At 42.2% G+C, this 24011-nt stretch carries 19 protein-coding genes and 1 pseudogene; 8 read left to right on the top strand and 12 right to left on the bottom strand.

Translation table 11 applies throughout. The features are described 5' to 3' along the window. Positions 1-173 precede the first annotated feature (173 nt). Positions 174-383 carry a hypothetical protein gene (locus tag C2M33_RS13645; protein ID WP_063700283.1) on the bottom strand — a complete coding sequence of 70 codons (210 nt, stop codon included), beginning with the start codon at positions 381-383 and terminating at the stop codon, positions 174-176. Between the two features lie 198 nt (positions 384-581). Between C2M33_RS13645 and C2M33_RS13640 the strand changes: the two genes are divergently transcribed. Further along, positions 582-1454 carry a mechanosensitive ion channel family protein gene (locus C2M33_RS13640; protein ID WP_063700282.1) on the top strand — a complete coding sequence of 291 codons (873 nt, stop codon included), beginning with the start codon at positions 582-584 and terminating at the stop codon, positions 1452-1454. A 23-nt stretch (positions 1455-1477) separates the two neighbouring features. On the opposite strand, the gene C2M33_RS13635 is transcribed toward C2M33_RS13640, so the two are convergent. Continuing rightward, positions 1478-2026, bottom strand: coding sequence for an HdeD family acid-resistance protein (locus C2M33_RS13635; protein WP_105174667.1), 549 nt, complete (start codon positions 2024-2026; stop codon positions 1478-1480). 156 nt (positions 2027-2182) lie between these two features. Here C2M33_RS13635 and C2M33_RS13630 point away from each other — a divergent pair, with 156 nt between their 5' ends. From C2M33_RS13630 to yegD, 6 genes are all read left to right on the top strand, one after another. Next, positions 2183-3877, top strand: a complete 1695-nt coding sequence (locus C2M33_RS13630; RefSeq protein WP_233999203.1) for a mechanosensitive ion channel family protein — start codon at positions 2183-2185, stop codon at positions 3875-3877. Positions 3878-4245: 368 nt separating this feature from the next. Continuing rightward, complete coding sequence (locus tag C2M33_RS13625; protein ID WP_063700278.1) at positions 4246-6507, top strand: TonB-dependent receptor; 2262 nt, start codon at positions 4246-4248, stop codon at positions 6505-6507. Positions 6508-6616: 109 nt separating this feature from the next. Beyond that, the gene (locus C2M33_RS13620) at positions 6617-6916 is read left to right on the top strand and encodes a hypothetical protein (RefSeq protein WP_054551791.1); all 300 of its coding nucleotides are present in this window, start codon (positions 6617-6619) and stop codon (positions 6914-6916) included. 48 nt (positions 6917-6964) lie between these two features. Beyond that, positions 6965-7621: an HAD family hydrolase gene (locus C2M33_RS13615; protein WP_063700276.1), complete on the top strand. Its 657-nt coding sequence runs from the start codon at positions 6965-6967 to the stop codon at positions 7619-7621. 90 nt (positions 7622-7711) lie between these two features. Continuing rightward, positions 7712-8551, top strand: coding sequence for a DNA ligase (locus C2M33_RS13610; RefSeq protein ID WP_105174666.1), 840 nt, complete (start codon positions 7712-7714; stop codon positions 8549-8551). Between the two features lie 67 nt (positions 8552-8618). Then, positions 8619-9986: a molecular chaperone gene (gene yegD / locus C2M33_RS13605; protein WP_063700273.1), complete on the top strand. Its 1368-nt coding sequence runs from the start codon at positions 8619-8621 to the stop codon at positions 9984-9986. A 32-nt stretch (positions 9987-10018) separates the two neighbouring features. Here the strand turns inward: yegD and C2M33_RS13600 are convergent, their stop codons facing one another. The 4 genes from C2M33_RS13600 to C2M33_RS13585 form a co-directional block, all read right to left on the bottom strand. Next, the gene (locus tag C2M33_RS13600; protein ID WP_063700272.1) at positions 10019-10483 is read right to left on the bottom strand and encodes a methylglyoxal synthase; all 465 of its coding nucleotides are present in this window, start codon (positions 10481-10483) and stop codon (positions 10019-10021) included. Positions 10484-10491: 8 nt separating this feature from the next. Beyond that, entirely contained in the window at positions 10492-11124 is a 633-nt protein-coding gene (locus C2M33_RS13595) for a LysE family translocator (protein WP_063700271.1), read from the bottom strand. Positions 11125-11222: 98 nt separating this feature from the next. Further along, entirely contained in the window at positions 11223-13064 is a 1842-nt protein-coding gene (locus tag C2M33_RS13590; RefSeq protein WP_105174665.1) for a S8 family serine peptidase, read from the bottom strand. A gap of 223 nt (positions 13065-13287) precedes the next feature. Continuing rightward, positions 13288-14460 carry a multidrug effflux MFS transporter gene (locus C2M33_RS13585; protein ID WP_105174664.1) on the bottom strand — a complete coding sequence of 391 codons (1173 nt, stop codon included), beginning with the start codon at positions 14458-14460 and terminating at the stop codon, positions 13288-13290. A 166-nt stretch (positions 14461-14626) separates the two neighbouring features. Between C2M33_RS13585 and C2M33_RS13580 the strand changes: the two are divergent. Next, positions 14627-15102 (top strand): annotated as a pseudogene (locus tag C2M33_RS13580) (hotdog fold domain-containing protein). On the opposite strand, the gene C2M33_RS13575 reads toward C2M33_RS13580, so the two are convergent. The 6 genes from C2M33_RS13575 to C2M33_RS13550 all read right to left on the bottom strand — a co-directional run bounded on the left by C2M33_RS13575 (position 15099) and on the right by C2M33_RS13550 (position 23975). Further along, entirely contained in the window at positions 15099-15581 is a 483-nt protein-coding gene (locus C2M33_RS13575; protein WP_063700263.1) for a bactofilin family protein, read from the bottom strand. The pseudogene C2M33_RS13580 and the gene C2M33_RS13575 sit on opposite strands and share 4 nt — an antisense overlap. Beyond that, on the bottom strand, positions 15571-16722 hold the full coding sequence (locus tag C2M33_RS13570) for a M23 family metallopeptidase (RefSeq protein ID WP_063700262.1): 1152 nt from the start codon (positions 16720-16722) through the stop codon (positions 15571-15573). Before C2M33_RS13570 ends, C2M33_RS13575 begins: the two co-directional genes overlap by 11 nt. A 151-nt stretch (positions 16723-16873) precedes the next feature. Further along, positions 16874-18187 (bottom strand): fumarylacetoacetase, encoded by a 1314-nt coding sequence (gene fahA, locus C2M33_RS13565; protein ID WP_063700260.1) that lies wholly within the window; start codon positions 18185-18187, stop codon positions 16874-16876. 155 nt (positions 18188-18342) lie between these two features. After that, positions 18343-19389 (bottom strand): 4-hydroxyphenylpyruvate dioxygenase, encoded by a 1047-nt coding sequence (gene hppD, locus C2M33_RS13560; RefSeq protein ID WP_063700542.1) that lies wholly within the window; start codon positions 19387-19389, stop codon positions 18343-18345. Between the two features lie 315 nt (positions 19390-19704). Then, a complete protein-coding gene (locus tag C2M33_RS13555) occupies positions 19705-22428 on the bottom strand; it encodes a metallophosphoesterase (protein WP_105174662.1) in 2724 nt (907 codons plus the stop codon). Positions 22429-22544: 116 nt separating this feature from the next. Then, positions 22545-23975 carry a peptide MFS transporter gene (locus C2M33_RS13550; RefSeq protein WP_063700256.1) on the bottom strand — a complete coding sequence of 477 codons (1431 nt, stop codon included), beginning with the start codon at positions 23973-23975 and terminating at the stop codon, positions 22545-22547. Positions 23976-24011 lie beyond the last annotated feature (36 nt).

Genomic DNA, 24011 nt, shown 5'->3' with positions numbered 1-24011 from the left:
TTTTTGGCTAGAAACAATCAAGTTTGTCGTCTGAATGGGGAATTTGAACGCAAATAAAGCTGTTGAGGGATAAAAATGTGTAAAAAGCCATCAATTGTGTATCAATGGCTTGCTTAGTAATAAAGTGGCGCACACTGCCAATTTAAATCCTGCTGGTAATAAATCACCATAGGTTAGTTATAACCCAATACAAATTTTTTCTCTGAGCCAAAGTTTTCTGGCATGGCGTTACCAAACTCTTTGTTAATTAAAGTCAGTGAGTGCTCTTGCTCAGCAAGTAAATTTAGGATTCGGTTACGATACTCTAAGCTTGATTCAAATAAGTTAAGATCAACCAAAGGTTGTAAAGTTGCAAGTTTTTGTGTGAGTGTCATTTGTGACATTGTGTTCTCCTCGTGCTATTCAAAGCCTGTGAAACCTCAAGCTCTCTCTATGTATATAGCAGTTATGGTCTAAAACAGTTAATAATTAGCGCATATTGCGCATAAAGAACTTAGTATTTACCAAGTTTTCACCTATTATGCCGTGCTAAACTTAGTCACAACTGAATCAAACTCATTTTTTACTAGGAATGTTAATTTATGACCCTTGCTGATCTGCAATCTGCATTATCGTTTGTATTGTTCACCTATAACGATGTGCAAATTACCGTACTTAAAGTAATTCAAGTGCCTTTGGTGCTGTTTTTAATGTGGTTTGTGGTCACCTGGATTGGTCGATTAATAAAAAAAGCATTACTGGCAAAAAACCTAGGCCCTGATACGGTTCATCTATTCACGCGTATTTACCTTGTTGTGACCATCGCTGTGCTTGTGTTTACTTCGCTTGAGGTACTCAACATTCCGCTAACAGCGTTTGCATTTGTCTCAGGTGCCATTGCAATCGGTGTTGGTTTTGGTGCGCAAAACATTATCAATAACTTTATTAGTGGTTGGATATTAATGTGGGAGCGTCCAATTCGAATCGGTGACTTTTTAGAAGTAGGTACAGCTAAAGGGGTGGTTGAGACAATTAATACCCGTTCAACGCGTATCCGTCGTAACGATGGTGTGCATATGCTGGTACCAAATAGCCAATTATTAGAAAATACCGTCACTAACTGGACCTTAATTGACCGTAATGCCCGCTCGTTTGTAAATGTTGGTGTTGCGTATGGCTCAGACGTTGTGCTTGTTGAGAAGCTGATGAAGCAAATTCTAGATGAGCATCCTGCTATTTTAAAAACACCTGCATCATCTGTGTTATTTGATGACTTTGCTGATAGCTCTTTAACTTTTAGCGCTATTTTCTGGGTGTGCGCTGAATCAGAAGCACCGCTTCGTCAAGTACGCAGTGAGCTGCGCTTTAGCATTTATAAGGTATTTGCCGAAAATAACATTACTATTGCATTCCCGCAGCGCGATATTCATATCGATGGTGAGATAGCTTTAACAAGGCGTAACAGCCAAAAATAAAAAAAGCGGCTTAGCCGCTTTTTTTATGCTTGTTCATTGAGCTTTTTCAGCTTTAAGGCAAGCAACACCATCATTATGCCAAATACGACGGCATAGGTTGCAACCAGCCACAGTAGGGTAATGATACCCGCGCCAGGGTTAAATATCAGATAACCACCAAAAATAATCGATATAATACCGCTGCCAATCAATAGCCACTCATTCGTGATTTCTTTTCGTAGTTTACTGGCAATAACAATTTCAATAACCCCAATAGCAATGGCCCATGCGGCTATAAAGTAAAGCATTAATATGGCCGTTACATTTGGGGCGAATAGCGTTACAAAGGCTGCGGCAATCGAGATTAAACCACCCACTAATAGCATCCACCAAAGCGGATTTTCGTTTTTTGAAGCAATAGCTAACCATGTTCTAATGGCACCATCGACAAAAAAGTAAGCGGCAAATATAAACATTAGAATCGCTAATGAGGCTTCAGGGGCAAACCAACCACACAAGCCAAAAACGATGGCGATGGCACCGTGGATCATTAATGATGACCAATGGGGGATCAGTGAACTTGAGATTTGCATAATAGTATCCTTTGCTTAAGTCTCTCTATAACTAACATTTCAGCGCTTACTTGCAAAGATTTTTAATTATTTTTTGTACAGTTACACAAACCATGCTCTAATTTAATTAGATGATTTTTTCAGCGTTAAAAAGTTTTTGCGGACAAGGAATTAAGTGTGAACAGTAGTACGACTAAGTTTTCATTGCAATTTAGCACGTTAGTAGTGTGTTTTTTACTGTTGTTTAATGCGCCTTTATGGGCAACAACCACCCCAGAAGTGACCGTTAAATCCTTAATTGATAAAGACAACAAGGAAGAGCAAGCCGAACAAAAGCCGGCCAAGCAAGAGCCTGAAGCGAATACACCTGCTACAACGGAAAAGGTGCAGGAGCCTCTTGAAGATGACTTACCCTATGATGCCTTTGATCGAACTACGCCTCGCAGCTCCATGCAAGGCTACTTAAAAGCAACCCGCGCTCGCGATTTTGAACGTGCTAGCCAATATCTTGATTACCGTAACTTACCGAAAGAAGTTGAGGCGCTTGGCAAAATTCAGCTTGCAGAAAACTTATCGGTGGTGCTGGATCGTACCTTATGGGTTGATGTTGATAGCTTGAGTAACAAGCCTAAAGGTAAACAAAAAGAAAGCGTACCTAGTTATCGTGATCTGATTGGAGAAATCAGTACATCACAAGGCAAGGTGCAAATTTTATTGCAAATAGTGCCGGATGATAAAACAGGTAATCGGATCTGGAAGATATCGAATGCAACGGTGAGTCAAATTCCTCTGCTCACTAAAGAGTATGGCTATAACCGAGTCGGTGAGTGGTTGTACGATAATCTGCCTGATATTGAGTTTTTAGGTGTGATGCTTTGGCAGTGGATATATTTTGCCTTCTCTTTTGTGTTGTTTTTGGCAATCGCGATTATTATTACCCGTTTAATTACGTTTATTCTTGCACACTTAAAAGTACCTGTAGAAAAAGATGTCATTGGTTTCATTAATGGCCCGATCAGCCTGTTGCTTGCAGTACTTATGGCGCGCTCACTGAACGACCAATCTAATGTCACCATAGCAGTGATGGCGCTATTTCATGGTGCAACTGTATTATTAATTGCATGGGGTTGGATTTGTTTAAGGGCTGTCGATCTCGCCAAGCACAGGTTAAGTCAGCGTTTTATCAAGCAAGACAAGCCACAAGCGGTATTCTTATTACGACCAATTAGTAATGTAGCTAAAACACTGATTGTTATTTCGTTGTTATTTATGTGGTTTGAAAACTTAGGGTTTAATGCCACTACATTATTAGCGGGGTTAGGGATTGGTGGCCTTGCTATCGCCCTTGCTGCGCAAAAAACAGTTGAGAATATCATTGCTGCAATCACACTTTATATTTCTGCACCGGTGAAAATAGGCAGCTTATGTAAGTTTGGCAGCCACCTGGGCACCGTTGAAGAAATAGGCTTAAGGGCTACGCGAATTCGAACCCTTGATCGCTCGGTTATCTATGTGGCGAATGCAAAGTTTGTAGATATGCAGCTTGAGAACGTCTCTGAAAGAGAGCGTATTTCTTATCGACCAAAATTGATGCTCAACGCCAATACCAAACAACAAAACTTAATCTCGTTTATGCAAGCTGTAAGAGAGCTTTTGGAGCAACATAAACATATTGCCTTTGAACCATGTCGTGTTCGCTTTAAAGGCTTCACACCTTGGGCTTTACAAGTGGATGTACTAAGCTACGTAGAGACCGTCGACTTTGCTTTTTATATGGAAGTAATTGAAGAGTTAAATTTAGCAATCTTAGGCTTATTGAATGAGCACGAATGTGAATTAGCTAATCCAGAATTCGCACGTGTGACTGATTAGTTGCTAAAAAAGGGGTAAATGAAAGGGACTCTCATTTGTACATAATGTCTACACATTGTTGCATGCGGATGAACAGGACATATGTCCGCTCAAGTGAAAAATAATTGCATAAAATCTTCTAAATGCGGCGATGTTGCCGCTAATTGTTGTAAAAAATTTGTATATTTCTAATTTTTAATGCAGTAAAAGTGTCATAAAGTGTTATAATCGTCAGCGTTCGTTCAGCCTCTTTATCTCGTTTTGCACTCTCGAACTAGAGGTCCGCGCAGCTTATTACAAGGCGCGAAAAATTGGCCGAGCCCGTCAAATGAATTGACGCAACATCATCACCGTTGAATAAGAGTGCATAAAAAAGGTTAAAACCCGACATGAAAGCAATGAAAAGATCTACGTTAGCAACACTTATCAATGCAACGTTGTTCTCTGCCGTAGCAGGTACTTCATTTTCAACTCTTGCTGCAGACGAAGCGCCAGCAGCAAAAAGCAACCAACTAGAAGTTATTCAAATCACCGCTCGTAAACGTGTAGAAAACGCACAGGAAGTACCTGTAGCTGTATCTGCATTACAAGGTGACAGCTTAGATGCTTACAGCTCAGCTGGTATGGATATTCGTTTCATGAACGCGAAAATCCCTAGCTTATCAATCGAATCTTCGTTTGGTCGTTCTTTCCCACGCTTTTATGTTCGTGGTCTAGGTAACACTGACTTTGACCTAAATGCTTCTCAACCAGTTTCGCTAGTTGTAGACGAAGTTGTTCAAGAGAACGCAATCTTAAAAGGTTTCCCTGTATTTGACGTTGCACGTGTAGAAGTTCTACGTGGTCCACAAGGTACTTTATTCGGTCGTAACACACCAGCTGGCCTTGTTAAATTTGATACAGTAAAACCATCACAAGAATTTGAAGGCTATGGTTCAGTATCTTACGGTAGCCGTGGCGCAGTTGATTTTGAAGGTGCTGTTGGCGGTGGCTTAACAGACCGTTTATCAACGCGTGTTTCTGTACTTTGGCAAGAAAAAGACGATTACATCGATAACCGTGCTCCTGGTTTTGAACAAGATGACGTATTAGGTGGTTACACTGAAAAAGCGGCACGTGTTCAGTTCTTATATGAAGGTGACGATTTCACAGGTCTTTTCAACTATCACGTACGTGATATGGACGGTACGCCAATCGCATTCCGTGGTAACGCTATCAAAGCAGGCACAAACGATTTAGCTGATAACTATGAGCACGATGTGGTTTACCACGATGCTGCTTCTCGTGCGACACAGCAAGTTGAATCTCAAGGCGCAAGCTTAAAGCTTGAGTGGGATATCAACGATTTAACTCTTACCTCAATCTCTGCATGGGAAAGTGCTGAAATCTATTCTCGCGCTGACATTGACGGTGGTTACGGTGCAAGCTACTTACCAGATATGGGCCCAGGTTTTATCCCGTTCTACTCTGAAAGTGCTGACGGTATTCCAGATCAAGACCAATACACGCAAGAACTTCGTTTATCTAGCAACTATGCTGGCGACGTTAACTTCCAAGTAGGTGTTTTCTACTTTGACGAAGCGCTAACAATCGAAAACTTCAGCTACGACACTTATGGTTCAACGCCAGGTGAGTTAAACGGCTATGTTATCCAGCAACAAGATACTAAAGCGTGGGCGGTATTCGGTTCATTAGATTACACAATCACTGATGATCTAAAAATCACTGCGGGTCTTCGTTACTCAGATGATGAGAAAGAGTTCTCAGCAGACCGTACTTTAAGCCCAATTGGTGGTAGTGCGTTATACCTTACAGAAAACCCAAGTGACGACCACGTTAGCTGGGATTTATCTGCTAACTACAAGATCAACGATGACGTAAACTGGTACGCACGTGTTGCTAACAGCTTCCGTGCACCAAGTATTCAAGGTCGTATCTTATTCGGTGACGAAGTAACTGTTGCTGAGTCTGAAACTGTGACGTCATTCGAAACAGGTATCAAATCAGACGTACTTGACGGCCAAGGTCGTGTAAATGCAACTGTGTTCTACTACACAATGGATGACCAACAATTAACAGCTGTAGGTGGTGGTGCAAACTTCAACCGTTTAGTTAATGCTGATAAGACAACTGGTTACGGTTTTGAGTTAGACACTGAGTGGGTATTAACTGACAACCTAAACGCTACATTTAACTTAAGCTACAACAACACTGAGCTTAAAGATAAAGACTTAGCCGTTGACGTATGTGCACAGTGTACTGTTACAAACTCATTAAACAGCGCAGGTCAAGCTGTTCTTGATGGTAACAGCCTACCGCACGCACCTGAGTGGATCTCAAACTTAACTTTACGTTATAGCCGCGAAGTTGCTGACGGTGAATTCTTCACTTACGCTGACGTGTCTTATCGTAGCGAAATCAACTACTTCTTATATGAGTCAGTTGAGTTTGAAGGCAAGCCATTAACTGAAGTTGGTCTACGTGCAGGTTATGCTTGGGCAGAAGGCGACTACGAATATGAAGTGTCAGCATTCGTACGTAACATGTTCGACGAGCAGCAATCAATCGGTGCTATCGACTTCAATAACAACACAGCTATGGTGAACGAAGAGCGTTACATCGGTGCTGAGTTCAAAGTAAGCTTCTTCTAAGCTGAAAGATAAGTACTATTAAAACCCGCTGTATAGCGGGTTTTTTCGTTTATAATCGCGTTGGTAACTGCTAAAGTGGCAGGATTAATTTAAGAGAAAGAGAATAGCTATGGCTGGATTTTGGAACTACCGTGTAATTTTTTGTGAAGCAACAAAAGATGAAGCAGCACAATATCAAATTCACGAAGTTGAATATAACTTAAATGGTAAAGTGACTAATTGGTCAGAAACCGGTGCTGCACCATTTGGTAATACAGTCGAAGAACTTGAAGCAGATGCAGATCGTTTAAAAACAGCGTTTTCTAAGCCGATTTTAAAAGTGGTAAGAAAGCAACGTGGCTACGAGCTGGTTGATGTTGAAACCGGCGAAGAAGCATTTGCTGAGCCACCTGCGGGTTTAACAGAATAATCATAATTAAAGGTGCCTTTGGCACCTTTTTACTTTGAAGGAATGAGGATGACTTTAAAAGCAGTATTGTTTGATATGGATGGCACCTTGGTGGATTCTGAAAGTGTGCATTTTAATATTTGGAATGATTTATTAGCCCCTTTTGGCGTGCAATATGATGAAGCCACGTTTTGCCAACGCTTTTCTGGTAGACCCACCCTTGAAGCCGCTAAAGAGGTCGTTACAAATTATGGGCTTACTATCAGCCCAGAGCAGTTAACGGATGAAAAGTACGCTGCGTTTGGGCGTTTTGTTAGCAGTAATTTACCCACTTACATGCCTCACGCAAAAGCAGTGCTAGAGCAAGTAAAAGCCAGTGGTTTAAAAATGGCATTAGTAACAGGCAGTGCAAAAGATGAAGCCTATCCTATTTTAAAGGGCTATGGCATTTTTGATTGGTTTGATTGTGTCGTTACCAAAGATGATGTTAACAATCCCAAACCTGCTGGCGATCCATACCAATTAGCGCTTGATACATTAAATATCATGGCCAATGAAGCCGTCGCAGTCGAAGATACTTTCACCGGCGTCACTGCTGCGAGTAATGCTGGAGTTGCTGTGTATGCGGTGCCGAATCATTTCACGTTAGAGCATGATTTTAGTAAAGCCGCGGGTGTGTTTGCTGATTTGAGCGAGTTTTTCAAATGGCTACAAACTAAACTATAATTAAGTGGCAATTCTAAGCAGCTATTATTAAGTAGCTATTTTTAACTAGTAATAGCCAACTAATACTCACACATTTGCAAGGAAGCAATGATGGTTATACTCACTCGCGCGCTGCTGTGCGCAATCACGTTATTTATCGGCATTTCAGCCGAAGCACAACAAGCTCCTTCAGTCCTCTTAGCGAACGTTTATGAAGCCGAAAAGGTTAATGTAAGCGATTATTTAGTTAGTGAAAAATATGATGGTGTTCGGGCCATTTGGACGGGGAGTCAATTAGTAACCCGGAACGGTAACCCAATTTATGCTCCCAAGTGGTTTACTGCGCCGCTGCCAGATGTTTGGCTTGATGGAGAGCTTTGGACTAAGCGTCAAGACTTTGCCAACCTAAGCGGTATCGTTCGCAAAGTCACACCTGTAGAGTCTGAATGGCAAACCGTCAGTTATATGATATTTGATATGCCGGATGCGACAACGCCATTTAGTCAGCGCTTTGAAAATTACGCACGGTTAGTCAGTCAGCTGAACAGCGAGCATATTAAAGCTGTTGAGCAAAAGCACTTTAACGAGAACACGCAACTGAGCTTATTTATGGATGAGCTAATCGCACAAGGTGCTGAGGGTGTGATGCTGCATCTAGCCAGTGCTAAGCATAGTGCAGGGCGCAGTGATGCTCTTTTAAAATTAAAGCCCTACCTTGATGCCGAAGCGGTTGTGGTAGGTTACATCGCAGGAAAAGGAAAGTACAAAAATATGCTTGGTGCACTCAAAGTTCGAAACAGTGACGGGCTAGAATTTAAAATTGGTTCGGGATTTACCGATCAGCAAAGAACATCACCTCCCGCAATTGGAAGTACCATTACCTATAAATATCATGGTTTTACTAAAAATGGTTTGCCACGCTTTGCAAGCTTTTTACATGAAAGGCCATAGTGTCATTCAAAAATGGCTGCGACTGTGGTAAATTTCGCGGCCTTTTTATTGATGTATAGGTGTTAGAATGTTTGCAGGCTTTGATTACGGTAGCTCAAATTGTGCAATTGGTGTAATGGATAATGAGCAACAAGTGTCTTTAGTGCCCCTTGAGCAAGGCAAACAATATTTACCATCAACACTCTATACTCATCACAGTGCTTTAGTGGTTGATTTTGTAGCAAAACACCTTGCTGGCAGCCCATTTGAGCAGGATTTTAAAACTGAGCGTCAAGCGCTTTTAAATACCATCCCTCGCATTAAATCCGATTTAGATATTCAAGCTGGTGATGACACCTTATTTATTGGGCGAGAAGCGATCAGTGAATACGTGCAATTTCCTGAAGAAGGTTACTTTGTAAAATCACCTAAATCATTTTTTGGCGCCGTGGGCTTAAAGCAAGGACAAATTAACTTCTTTGAAGACATTGCTACGGCGATGATCTTAAAAATAAAACAACGCGCCGAGCAATCACTGCAAGAGTCATTAACCGAAACGGTCATTGGGCGACCGGTAAACTTTCAATCAGTTGGTGGTGAAGAGTCTAATCAACAAGCGCTCGGCATATTAGAGCGAGCGGCAAAACGTGCAGGCTTTAAAGAGGTCTCATTTTTGTATGAGCCATTAGCTGCGGGAATTGATTATGAAACCTCATTACAGCAAGACCAAAAAGTGTTAGTTGTCGATATTGGCGGGGGTACTAGCGATTGCTCATTTGTACAAATGGGGCCGAGCTTCCGTGCAAATCAGTGCCGTGACAATGACTTTTTAGCCCACAGTGGTAAGCGTGTGGGGGGGAATGATTTAGATATTGCGCTGAGCTTTCATGGTTTAATGCCATTGCTTGGTTTAGGCACAGAGTTTAAATCGGGTCTTCCGCTTCCGAATCAACCGTTTTGGCAAGCGTGTAAAATCAATGATGTGAACCTACAAAGCCAGTTTTATAGTGATGCTCATCATCGAGAGTTATTGACCCAGCTGCGTGAAGTTAAAGAGCCAGGACTATTTAAACGCTTAATTCAATTGCAGCAAAATAAGCAAGGTCACCAATTAGTGCAGCAAGGTGAAGCGGCAAAAATTGCATTGTCGTCAGCGAATGAATTTACTACTGATTTGCATTTCTTAGATTCAGAACTAACACAGTGTTTAACGTTGAAAGATTTAGCCTTAGCTGTTGATGACTCGATAAGCCAGATAGTGGGCTTAGCGAAACAAGCGATCAAAGAGGCAGGCACAACGCCTGATGTCATTTACTTAACGGGTGGTAGTGCGCAATCACCGCTTATCAAGGCTGCGTTACAGGCCCATTTAGGTGACATTACTATGCTGAACGGGGACCACTTTGGAAGTGTAACTGCTGGCTTAACTAAGTGGGCGCATAAGCTTTATAGCTAATCGCCCCCACTTTGAGATATCGACTTTAAGAATTAAAGAGTCACTTGGCGCGTTGCGAGATATTTTTCATAATCTGGTAACGTGCGGCACAGCTCAGTTTCCATCATAGGTGAGCTTAATAGCATATCAGCACTGACTTCATTACAAGCAACAGGAATATTCCAAACCGCAGCTAAACGTAGTAATGCCTTTACATCAGGGTCGTGTGGCTGCGATGCAAGTGGATCCCAGAAAAACACTAACATGTGCACTTCATGTTCAGCAATTTTAGCACCGAGTTGCTGATCGCCACCCATAGGGCCGCTTAGCAGCTTAATCACTTCAAGCCCTGTAGTACGCTCGATTAAATGACCGGTTGTACCCGTACCATACAGCGTGTGCTTGCTTAAAATAGCTTGATGCTTTTCACACCACGCCTGAAGAGCTGCTTTTTTGCCATCATGGGCTACGAGGGCAATATTCTTTTTGGCTGGTAAGGCTTGTTGTTTTTGTTCCATAAGTGCTCTTATATCAATAGGTTAATTGCTAATGCAATAAACACCAGTCCCGTGATCCGATCAATCCAAATTTGGGTTTGTGGGTGATCACGAAAATAACTGGCTATCTTATCGCCGAAATAAATATACGTGCAGTCGATTGGAAAAGCAAAAAGCGGGTAAAGTAAGCCAAAAAAAGCGAGCTGAAAGGTCGTTGAAGACAAGCTCGGATCGACGAACTGTGGAATAAATGCAATAAAGAATAGCGCGACTTTTGGATTAAGTACCTCGGTCATCATTGCTTGAAACATCACATTTTGCTTTTTACTGGTACTTACATGAGGCTTTTCATCACAGTCAGGTTCAGGCTGTGTGAAGGTGTCTTTTAAGGTCATTATGCCTAAATAGCACAGGTACGCTGCACCTAAATACTGAACTGTGGTATACGCGACTGTAGATGCTTTTAAAATAGCAGTTAAACCCACCACCGCAAAAAAAGTATGGACCACACCACCTAGGGCAAAACCGAATGCACTTTGCATTCCTGCTTTACGGCCATTGGCAAAGGTTTGTGCCATTAAAAATGCATTAGAAGGGCCGGGAGCCACGGCGATTAAAAAACTGGCGCCTAAAAACGACAGTAACGATTCTGGATTGATCATCGGCACAAAGATAAAAAGCTAGGTAATTGATTTTAACAAGCTTCTAGAAAAAGAAAAAGCGGGCAATCAATGCCCGCTGATTTGGGTTGGGGAAAGTATTAGAATGTCACTGAGCTGTTGTTTGAACAAACAGTTGTGCTTTGTGCTTCACATACTTGGTAAGTGTAAGTGCCGCCACCTTTCGTTGTAATAGTGTCAGTATAGCTGTTAGTGTTTGCCACTGAGCCTACTTTGCTACCATTACGGTACACATCAACAGTGCTTGTAGCAGCACCACTCCAGCTTAAATCAACATACGCAGTGCCTTTTGATTTATAACCTGAAGTAGAAAGGCTAATGTCATCGCTACCCGGTGTTGTGCCGCCGCCATTATCGCCACCACCTGCACAGCCATTGGCTGTTAGGTATGCATCTGCATCAGCTGCTTTAACAATACCGTGACCGAAGTAAACATCGTGACCAGAAGCACCTTGGTCTTGTGCTGTCGCTTTTAACGCATCACGAATTTCTGTACCTGTACACTCAGGATGGTTTGACCAAACTAGCGCTGCGATACCTGAAACAGCAGGCGTTGCCATTGATGTACCGCTCATGAAACCATAATCACTGGTACCAATTGCGATATCAATTGTTGTACTTGAAAGTAGAGCTGAGCGGTCTTCAAGTGCCGCACCGACAGCAGGAATTGTTGTATCGTTAGTATCGCCTAATGTAGCGTATAGCATACCTGCTTCGTTATTGATGATAACAGCGCCGATACCGCCTGAGTTCTCGCAGTTATTTACTTTGTCGTAGAACGAGATATTACCACGGTCAATCATACAAATTTTGCCCGCTGCGCCAGAATCAACACTTTCAGCAGTACCCATGTAATACGCCGTGCCTGATGCATTACCCGCGTTTTCCATTGATGAAGTAGCAAAGCCTGCGCCATCAGCTGCTAAGCTAGCTGACGTTGCCATACCTGCTGGGTAAGTTGAAAGTGTATCAACACCGCCTGCTGTTACTTCAACACAGATAGTTTCATCGGTAGTTACACGTTTACCACGACCTGTTGTACAGCTAGGGAATTGCGAAAAATCTGCAATTTGGTTGTTCGCATCATTTGCACCAACCATCATGACTGAAGAATAACCTGCAGGGTATGAGCGCACGCTGTTACCATCGTTACCCGCTGCAGCAACCACTAAACCGCCGGCGTTAGTAAAATTAGCAAACGCGTTAGATTCGGTGCTATTTGAACCACCGCCACCAAGGCTCATGCTGATAATATTTGCACCAGCTTGAGAGCATAAGTCCGCTGCGTGTGCTAAATCTGAAGAATAACCCCAGCCTTCAGCATTAAATACTTTGATGATGTGCATTGCCACACCCGGTGCCATACCAACCACACCAACATTGTTGTCTGCCGCACCAATTGTACCTGCTACGTGAGTACCGTGTGGGCCACCATTGTCGTACCAGTTGCCAGTGCCACTGTCGTTATCACCTGTGATATTACCCCAAACGAAATCAGGGTTTGTTGCATCTAGACCTGAGTCAATTACACAGACTTTCATGCCAGCATTCGCATCGAAGGTAACTTGATCAGCTTGTGATTGATAAACTGCATACGGCGTTAATTGTTGCTGCATTGCATTACCGGCGTCATCGTTATACAGCGCCATTGGTACACGCTTTTGATCTTCTTCAATTAGTTTAATATGAGGGTTGTTCAGTAAGCCTTTTACACTTGCAAGATCATGACCTGTAAATTGCGCTGCAATAAAGCCATTACCATCAACTTTAATATCACCACCGAGCTTTTTAGCGAGTGCTTTAACTACGCCTTTATTGTTGTTGTCTACTTGGATGATGTAACGATCGTTTGCTGCATTTGCAGTTCCTGCAGCACATAGTCCACTGATGATAAGTGCTAATGCTAATTTATTCTTTTTCATAATTCGTATCCCAAACATGTTGTTGAGTTAACTAAATGTTAACGTGAGTAAACAATAGTTTAATGGCGCTATAGGTACAAGAAAAATAATCCACAAAACTGGAACAAATTATTCTAGAAAGATACTTTTTATAACGGTAGGAAATAACAGGATGTCTAAACGGGTAAATAGAGTATAACGATTCTCATTTACCCGTCATGACGAAAAGTATGATAAAACTTTTTTATGACAAGTGCTTATGCTTGAACAATAAGTAGGTAAATGGAATGAGCATTAAAAAGTGCACGCCAATTAATACCGGGGTAGTCAAATTTAAGAATTGCGTTATAAACACTAATAAGCTTGCACCACTCATTTGCATCAAACCAATAAGTGCGGAAGCGGTGCCTGCTTGTTTAGGAAATAAACTTAATGCACGGCCTGCTGATGAGCCAAGTGTCAGTGCAAAACCAAACGCAGCAATAAACATCGGAAACATCAACGCAAGCGCAGTACGTTGTTGGCTAAAGGCCAACATTAAGGCACCTGCGATTACAAGTAACAAGAGTCCTGCTTTTAACGCGCGTTTTGGTTGGCGCTTGATGTACAGTGGCATAATAAAGCTAGCAACAATGCTCAATACTGCATTACAGGTAAACCAGAAAGTAAAGTCGGTCACACTGCCACCTAATTCAGTAATAAGCCAGCCTGGTGCTAGCGTAACGAAGACTAAAATAGCCGACATAGTTACCAAGCAAATTAAGCTATGGAATAAAAACAATGGCGTGCTGATGATTGGCATAAAACGGCGTAGGTCAAGAATATGACCACTATAGACGCTATCGGCAGGGCGGGTTTCTTTGTACATTAACAAGGTTATGAATAAACCGATAAGTGCAAATGCTGCCATGAATAAAAAGTTCATGCGCCAACCAAACTGCACTGTGAGCCAAGCACCTAAAATTGGCGCTAGGGCAGGGATAAAGCAGACGATACCATTGAGATAAGTAATGATTTGACCGCTGCGTTCACTACCAAATCGATCTCTTACAATCGCAAACGCCACGACAAACGTGGCACAGGCGCCCAAACCTTGCAGTGCTCTTGCCATCATCAGGCTTGCAAAATCAGGTGCTAAATACGCCCCAAAAGCCGCTAAACCATAAATTGTCACACCGGTAATTGCCACAGGCTTACGACCAAACTTATCTGCTAATGGCCCTGCAATGAGCTGTCCAAGCCCAACGGTAAGCATAAAAATAGCGACGGTTTGCTGAATTTGCTTTTCTGAAGCGTTGAATTGTTCAGCAATGGTCGGAAATGCGGGTAAGTAAATATCAATTGCTAACGGGCTAAAAATAACCAGAAGGCCAAGAATAAATAGTAAGCTGAGGTTTTTGTGCTGGCGTGACTGCATTCGCTCTCCTTTAAAACGGTATTTTATGTGCCCCTAAAGGAAAAGAAAAGCGTTCAGGTAGCTAAATGTGTAATCATTAAAACTGCTTACAAAAACTTTCCATTTCGCTATCTGGTCTGATGTGTTAGTTTTTTATCTCACATCATAAAAATAATGGATAAACGTCGTGAGCTCACCATCATCATTATTAAAAATTTGGACGAAATGTCAGTCACTGCCAAAGGGTAACTGGTTGTTTAGTAAAGCCGTGTGTTTTAAAGCCCCTTACTTTGGGTCAATAAAGCCATTGATCACACATTTAACTGCTGGGCATTGCAGTGCAACCGTTAAAAACCGCCGAGCAATCCACAATCATATAGGGACTATTCATGCAATTGCACAGTGTAATGTCGCTGAGTTATGTGCAGGTTTAATGGTTGATGCCACTGTGCCGGCAAAAACGCACCGTTGGATCCCAAAAGGCATGACTGTGAATTATTTAGCGAAAATTGACACAGATATGCGTGCTGTTGCCCAGATAGACGTGCCGAGTGAGTGGTTAGAAAAGCAGGACTTGCTAGTACCCGTGAAGGTTTATAATAGCCGCGATGAACTTGTTTTCACCGCGGATATCACATGTATGTAACCGCTAAAAAGCGTTAAGACTTATCAGCGGCTTGTTTGTTAACAAACGACAAGTCGTTGTCGTCATCAGCCAATAATGAAGAACTTGTTTGTTCTTCAGGCTTGATTGGCGCCACATTATCTTCTTCGTGACGATGTTTTAAACTACCTTCAATGATTGCGCCGGCTTCGATGCTCAGTGTGTCATGAAAAACATCACCATGAACTTGTGCTGTGCTTTCAATCGTCACTTTGTTGGCAATCAGTGAACCGATAATTTTACCTTTGACGATAACACTATCAGCCTCAATGACACCTTCAATCATGCCAGTGTGACCAATCACTAAATGTTTAACACGTAAATCGCCTTCGATGCGTCCATCAAGCTGAACTTCACCTTGGCTGCTGAGGCCGCCAGTTAAACGAACGTCTTCAGAAATAATAGAAGGAGTGTGGTTGGTTCTTTTTAAAGATGAGCCAGACGAGCTAGCTGCTGATTGTTTTTTTTTACCGAACACGAGAAAGCGCCTTTGTTATTTTAACCGGGTTGACATGTTTGCCATTCACTAAAACTTCGTAATGTAGGTGAGTGCTGGTACTACGGCCAGTACTACCCATTAAACCAATGACATCGTCTTTAGTCACTGTTTGGCCTTTTTTAACCTTAATTTTATTAAGGTGACCAAAGCGAGTAACGAAGCCATTTTTGTGTTGTAGTTCGATAAAGTTGCCATAGCCGCCATTACGACCAGCACGTAAAACGGTGCCATCAGCGGGAGCAAAAATCTCGGTTTTATGCCAACCTGCTAAATCAACGCCTTTGTGAAAAGCACGGCGGCCATTCATAGGATCTTTTCGAAGACCATAACTACTTGAAATGTAGTAATCGGCAGCAGGAAGTGTTTGTGGTAATTCGCTGAGTAAGTTTTCAAGGTTATTTAATGCCAGCAATTTGTCGGCAATCGCTAAAAACTCAGCGGGAATTTTTGATTCGTCAAATAAATCTAATGGACCACCTTGTGCCGTTTCGCTACCGTCTAAAACAGAACCGTCAGCAAGGCTACTATCAAGGCCTGCACCTTCTAACATGGCAACAATTTCTTGGTGACGAAGCTTAATTTGCTCATCTAATACAATAAAACTGCTGTTATAAGCAGCATCAAGACGCGCTAAGCGCTCAGAAATACTCTCTAAGCGTTTTACTTGTTTAGGTTGCTGTTCATCTTCTAAAGGCGCGTGAAACTCTTCAGCGTGCTCCTGAACAGGCAAAAGTAATGGCTCTGCGTCGGTTGGCAGTGCAGGTTTGTTCATTGATTCTGGAAGCGATTCAATCATGCTTTGCAATAGCGCTTGTTTTTGTTCAAGGACTGCCAATTGCTCTAGCTGTTTTTCATAAACAGCTTGTTGCTGATAATGCTGTTTTTGCCATTCTTGTTGTTTTGTTAGCTGAGTTTGTTCGATGCTAGTGATCTTGTCAGCTTGAGAAATGATTTGCAGTGTTGAAATACTTAACCAAACAAGAGCGGTTAAAATGACTAGTAAGGTCGTTAATTGCACCCAAGGGGCTAATACTAAGTGTTTTACTTCGCCATTTTGACGGATCAACAGCTGACGAGCTGGAAAAAACGTGCGATAAAAAGACTTAAGTTTAACTAACATGGCGTACAAAATTTGACTAATAACCGAGCTAAGATAGCAATCTCATTTAAAAAAGCCAGCAAAAAATTGTAACTCAACTGAAAAAAATGCAAAAAAAAGGGCAAAAAATGCCCTTAATCGTTGTTCTGGAAATAAAAATAGCGAGTTATTTTTATTTGGCAGGTAATACTGTACCTTCGACTGAACCAAAACCAATGCGTGCAAAACCGTCTTTTTCACACCAACCACGCATGATTACGTTGTCGCCGTCTTCTAAGAAAGTACGTTGTTCGCCATTAGCTAGCGTGATCTTTTCTTTACCACCGCGAGAAAGTTCTAATAATGAACCTGCTTCTTCGTGCTCAGGGCCCGATTGCGTACCTGAACCTAACATGTCGCCTGGTTGGAAGTTACAGCCATTTACAGTGTGGTGAGTGACCATTTGCGCAACGGTCCAGTAAGAGTGCTTGAAGCTTGATTTAGATACTTGTGTTGGTGCTTCGCCAGCTGCACGCATCTTTTCTGTTTCGATTTGTACATCCATTTTGATATCGAATGCACCAAACTCACGGTTATGAGCTGACTCTAAATAGTCCATTGGTTGTGGATCGTTTTCGTCACGTGTCCAGTTTGTTCTAAATGGTGCCAGAGCTTCAGTTGTAACAATCCAAGGAGATACAGTCGAAGCGAAGTTCTTCGCAAGGAATGGACCAAGCGGTTGGTATTCCCATGCTTGTAAGTCACGTGCAGACCAGTCATTAAATACACAGAAACCAAATACGTGGTTTTCAGCATTTTCAATGGCAATCGCATCGCCTAATTCATTCCCTTTACCAAGGTAAATACCTAACTCAAGTTCGTAGTCTAGGCGTTTACAAGGGCCGAATGAAGGGACTTCTGCATCTGGTGCTTTAGTTTGACCGTTAGGGCGGTGGAACGTTTGACCAGAAACATCAATTGACGATGAGCGGCCGTGATAACCGATTGGTACCCATTTGTAGTTAGGTAGAAGTGGGTTATCAGGGCGGAACAAACTACCTACCGCTGTTGCGTGGTAAATAGACGTATAAAAGTCAGTGTAATCACCAATGCGACATGGCAGCGCAAATTCGATGTCTGCTTGAGCGATAAGCGCTTCGCTTAATTGTGCTTGCTCACTGGCACCTTCACGGAGTGCTTTTGATAGAGCAAGACGAAGTGCAGACCAATACTGCTGACCAAGACCCATAAATTCATTGAGTGTAGCTTGGCTTGCGGCTTTAACGGCAACCTGTGCATCACCAGAGAATAAACCAAGCTCATTTACTTTTGCTAAATCGATAACTTGATCACCAATTGCGACAGCGCCACGGAACGCTTCGTCTGAATTTTTACGACGTACTTCTGCAAAAGGAAGGTTTTGAATTGGGAAGTCACAGTTCGCTTCGTTAGCAGATGCAACCCAGCTTTTTAGATTAATATCGTGGGTTTCGTTAATTAGGCTCATACTCTTTCCTTATTTGTTCGCGCTGATTTATTAGTTATCTATATGGAGGCAATCAACGCAATTTAAACAGTTAGTTTAAAACAGAATTTAAAACGACAAAAAGCAGCGTGTGAATTTACCCAAACCACACGCTGCTTTTTATTCATCATGATGAACTAGATTACACCACGACGCTCTTGATCACGTTCGATTGACTCGAAAAGGGCTTGGAAGTTACCTTCACCGAAACCGCCGTCATCTACACGTTGGATCATCTCGATGAAGATAGGACCAAATAGGTTCTTCGAGAAGATTTGCAGTAAGTAACAGTTTTCGCTTTGGCTATCTACAAGGATTTGATGCTTACGGATCTTCTCTTTGTCTTCTTTAACCCAAGGTACACGGTCGAAAATGGTGTCGTAGTACTCAGGGATGATATCAAGCGTGGCAATCGTTGATTGGTCAAGCTTATCAAGTGAGCTTACTAGGTCATTCGTTAGGAATGCTAAATGCTGTACACCCGGACCATTGTACTCGTTTAAGTACTCATCGATTTGGTTGTTGTTATTATCTTTACCTTCGTTGATTGGAATCGAGAAAGTACCGCACGGAGATTTAAGTGCGTAAGATAATAACGCTGTTTTTTGACCTTTAATGTCGAAGTAACGAACTTCAGTAAAACCAAATACGTCTTTATAGAAGTTAGCCCATGTTTCCATCGTGCCTTTATAAACGTTATTGGTTAAATGGTCGATACGGATGAAGCCTTTGTCTTCAACAATGTGTTGCTCGCTTAAATCTTCAAAATCTGACTCATAGATAGAACCTTTGTCGCCAAATTGCTCGATGAAATAGATTAAGCTGTCGCCAATACCGTAAATAGCTGGGTAAGGTAAATCTTTATGTGTTGAATCTGTCGCAGGTTTTGCACCGCGCTCAACAGCAACCTCGAATGCTTTTTGCGCATTCTCTACACGCCAACCCATAGAACAAATTGCTGGGCCGTGGCTTTTAGCAAATTCAGCAGAGAAACCATCACGCTCATTGTTTAGTAAAAAATGAATGTCATGTTGGTTATAGTAAACGATGTCTTTACCTTTGAATTTTTTTAGCTTTGAGAAGCCAAAATCAGTAAACACTTTGTCCATGTAATCTGCATCTGGTGTTGCGTATTCAGTGAATTCAATGCCCACTAGGCCTAACGGATTATTTACTTCGCTCATTGTCATTACTCCCGCAATTATAAGCACTGCGCTAAAAAAGAATTATTGTTCTGCAATGAGCGGATGATTAACCAGAATCTCAATAAGGGGAAGATCCCCGCATTATTTAGCCAAAGCCTCTTTTGTAAATTAAATGGGACAATGATTTTAATTTCAGCAATTGCACTATCAAAGGCAGTGAGTAAGCCACTATATTGACTAACAGAGGGTATCCTTTTTTATATCTATCCATATGTATTTAATGGTAAATTTTTGTATTTTTCAGGCAGTAAAAAAGGCCTTGCACGGCCTTTTTTATTAAGTCGCTTGTATTGATTAGTTTACAGTTTGACGTGCTTTGTTAAAAAACTTGCTGCGCTGTTGTAACCAAGGGTTATCTAAAACTTGTGGTGCTGCTTGATAATGGCGTTCAACCACTTGGTTTAGGGTACGGGTTGATTGCGTAAAACTAAGTTGCTGCTGTGCAGCACCCATATTGGCAATCTCGGCATCAGTCATCGCACGACCAGCAAATAACAAGGCGTTTAAGTATCCCGGCTTAGTTTCGTAGTCATTATCGGTTAAAAGTAAGGCCGCATTGTTGATTGCCCAGCGCTCATTGATTTCACCTTCGTCTTTAATACCAATCAGCTTACCATCAAGATAAATTTTCAGTGCGCCATTGTTTGGAGCAGCGTAAAACACAAAGGCAATACGATGCCAGCTGTTTGCCAAAAGCTCGCCAAAGTAACCACTGTCACTGGTGGCAATACCAATGGCGTTATCTCGGCTAACGTACAAGTCTGCGTCATCACTGTTAGTGATATCGGTTTGTAGTAGTGAGCGCCACTCATTGGTGCTTTGTTCTGGCCACATAATATCCATCACTAAGGTGTAATCAGCGATAAGGCCTTCTGTTTGGTAATCACCGTTTGCGGCACTATTAGCCGTTAAGGTTAAGCCTTGCGTTGGGCTATGGCGAGCAAAGGCGAGCACGCCTGAGGCACCCGTTGGTAAATCAGCAATTTCAAGCTCTGTAGTGGTGGCAAATTGACTATCTTCTGGCCCCCAGTTTTTGTCTTCAGGGTCGAAAAAGCTGAGTGTTGCAGGGCCAACGTCACTGCTAAAGCCTTGCTCAGGATTGTTAAAATTCCATACCGTGACTGCATCATCTGTTTTACACGCATTCAGTGTGTTATCGGTATCAAGATATAAACATTGGCTGGTGCGTGCTCGCGCGTAATTATCAAGTAGCCACCAACTTTCTGCGACCAATTGGGCTTCTAAGCTTGGCAGAGCAGGGAAGAACAACCCGCTATTTAGTGCTGGGCCTTTAAATAAAGCAACCTGGTAAGTGCTTGCGTCATCAAGGTTATCTGGCACTAACGAGACCCATTCAGGCTGGCTTTCGCGCATGCTTTTCAACTGGCTGCCAGTCACCTCAACTTGATAAATTGAATTAAAGCCTGGGGTGTTTGATGGTTGGCGTTCAACCTTAAATGCGGCATGGAAGTCTTCTTGGGTTAACGTACCCGGTAGCCAGCGATCTTGTACTTGGCTTGCATCAAGCAAGGCAGCATCAATCTCGGGGAACTGCTGCATAGCAGCTTTGGCAGTAATCGTCGTGAGCTCTTCTGCAGAAGGGTAATTTTCTGAAACCGCAATTTCGGTGTTTGCATCTGGGGCATAGCGACCCATGATTTCATCGATGGCGTTTTTAGTGCTTTCATCTTGGGTCGTAATGCTGGTGGTTGCGACGGTATTGTAATCAACATCCGCAAGTGTTTTGTCTTCAAGGTTAAAAGTTAAGGTAAGATCAGTCAGACCTTGTGCAAAAAAGTTTGGCTGAATAACAATACTGCCGTTATCTAAGGTTTGATAACTTTCACCGCCATGAGTATGCCCACCAAGCACTAAATCAATTCCCGCCACATTTTGTGCAATGCGGGTGTCAGTGCCTTCACCTAAGTGACTGACCATGACCATGTAATCAACATCTTGACGGTATTGGTTTACAATCTGCTCAGCCACGTCTTGCCACTGCCAATTCATTTTAAAATTAGCGATAAAATCAGGAATTGGCTCGTCTTCAACTGGTTCATCAAGTTCATTCCAAGGCACTGAAGTCATGCCAAAAAAGCCGATACGAAGGCAACCAACTTGGACAACAGAAAAATCGACACCGGCAAACGACGTCTCGCTGCTACCATCATATTCGGTGTTACTTGAAAGTACGATGGCATTATCGTCATCGGCAAAGTCCAGCAATTGCTCAGGTCCCCATGCATAATCGTGGTTACCTATGACACGTACGTCAAAGGCCATGGCTTTTATAGCTTCGACAGTGGCTAACCCTTGTGATGTTTGTTCCGCTACGGTGCCTTTTTCATAATCGTCACCACCATTGGTGAATAAAGTATTAGGGTTTTCAACTTTAGCCTTGTCGTAGTAACTGCGAATACGGCTGAATAACTGCTCTTTAAAGCCAAAGCGCGCGTGTAAATCTGCAACATGAATAAAGCGTACCGTTTGGTTACTGGCTGTGTCATTACATTGCTCGCCAATGGTTTTACTGGCCGCAGGAACGGTGCGAGACATTAAAGCAAAACTACCAAATTCTGTAATAGCACTGACAGCAAATCCATCATCGCTTTGTTCAGTACTGAGAGTTTGCCACTGCTCATCAACTAACTGCACTATGCTAAAGGCAAGGTTGGTTTGTTCATCTGGTAACTTAATCGCTAAACTTAATGGCTCAGCAAATATCAGGTTATTTGGGCGAAAGGTATGAATACTTGATACAATACCTTGCTCGATATCCGTGCTTGAAGCGCTTGTCTCTGTATAAGTAAATGTGGTGTCTGTCGTAACCGTGTTACTTATTGCATTAAGTATGACATCGCCCTGTGCAAATTCAGCCGATAAACCATTTTCAACGGAAATTATTAAACCAGACTGATCAGGAACAGTTGCGACTTCTTTTGTTGTTTTATCGCCACCACATGCTGTCAGTAATAAGCTAGTCAGAATAATGACCAGTAGTTGAGTGTTAAAGCGCACTTACTCAGTTCCTTTGCCAAACCAAATTAATATCAGAATATAGTATCAGTTTTAAGGACACAGAGGGAATAGGGGAGAGAGAAATTCCCCGCAGCGGGCGCTACGGGGAATAAGTATTATTGCTTTTCAGCAGACACTTCTAGCTCTTCAGCTAGGATGTGTTCAGTCGTTTGTGGCTCGTGTTGGCCTTCAGCACCGTGCATCCAAGCGACTAGTTTGTCGCTTAGTAAGTACATGATCACTGCAGAAAGAACCGCAGTTGCGCCTAAACCAATGAAGATACCCATCGCGTTGTCTAACGCTTCTTCACCTTCACCTAGGAATGAACCTACGAAACCTGCAATTTTGTTTGCAACCGCTGTACATAGGAACCAGATACCCATAAGCATTGAAGCTAAACGTAGAGGTGCAAGTTTACTCACCATAGATAAACCAATCGGCGATAAACATAACTCACCTAATGTGTGGAATAAGTAGAATAAAACTAACCACATCATGCTGATTTGTAGGTGCTCACCTTGACCTTGTGTCATTAGCGCTAGGATCATCGTGATGAAACCAAGTGCTAAGAAAATAAGTGCAATAGCAAACTTAACCGGAGAGTTTGGTTCACGTTTATCAAGTTTCAACCAAATGATGGCAACTAAAGGTGCAAATACAATGATGAAAATTGAGTTTAAAGATTGGAACCAAGAAGCAGGTACTTCAAAGTTAAATAGCATACGGTCAGTGTAATCGTTAGCGAAAAGGTTCATTAAACCGCCCGCTTGTTCAAAGCCCATCCAGAAGATGATACTGAATACACTCATAGTGAAAATAACTTTAATACGGTCAGTTTCAACTTTCGTTAAAGGCTCTTTAGTATTTGATTCAGATTGTGCTTGAGAAAGCTTAGCCGAAGGAACAACACCGATTTCGCCTAAGTATTTATTACTTAGTGCAAGTTGAAGAAGAACTGAGATCACCATACCTACACCAGCTACGATGAAACCCCATTGCCAGCCCATTGCTGCAGCAGCATAACCCGCAACTAGAGGACCTAATGCACCACCTAGGTTGATACCCATGTAGAAGATAGTGAACGCACCATCACGACGTTGGTCACCTTCTTTATAAAGGTCACCTACCATGGTTGAGATATTTGGTTTAAATAAACCGTTACCTAAACAAAGTAGTGTTAAACCAATATAGAAAACGTTTTCTTCTTGGCCAGCTAAATAGCTGTGAGGAACACCCATAGTGAAATGGCCTGCAGCCATTAATAAACCACCAAGTATAATCGCTTTACGTTGTCCTAAGACGTTATCGGCTAACCAACCACCGAATAGTGGTGTGATATATACAGCCATAGTGAAGGTACCATAAAGGCTTAATGCGTCTGCATTTGACCAACCAAAACCACCTTCTTGTACAAGCGCTACTAAATATAAAACTAAAATGGCGCGCATGCCGTAGTAACCGAATCGTTCCCACATTTCTGTGCCGAACAACAGGAATAACCCTTTAGGATGCCCTAAAAAGTCACCTGCTTTAGGTAATGAACTCATATTTACTTCCTAACTCTAAGTTTTTATTTGAGGCCT

Origin of the sequence: Pseudoalteromonas sp. T1lg122, assembly GCF_002964825.1 — a bacterium.
GTDB classification, from domain to species: Bacteria; Pseudomonadota; Gammaproteobacteria; order Enterobacterales; family Alteromonadaceae; genus Pseudoalteromonas; species Pseudoalteromonas gelatinilytica.
The sequence above is the reverse complement of the archived record's forward strand: the minus strand, read 5'-3'. Positions and strand labels throughout refer to the sequence as shown.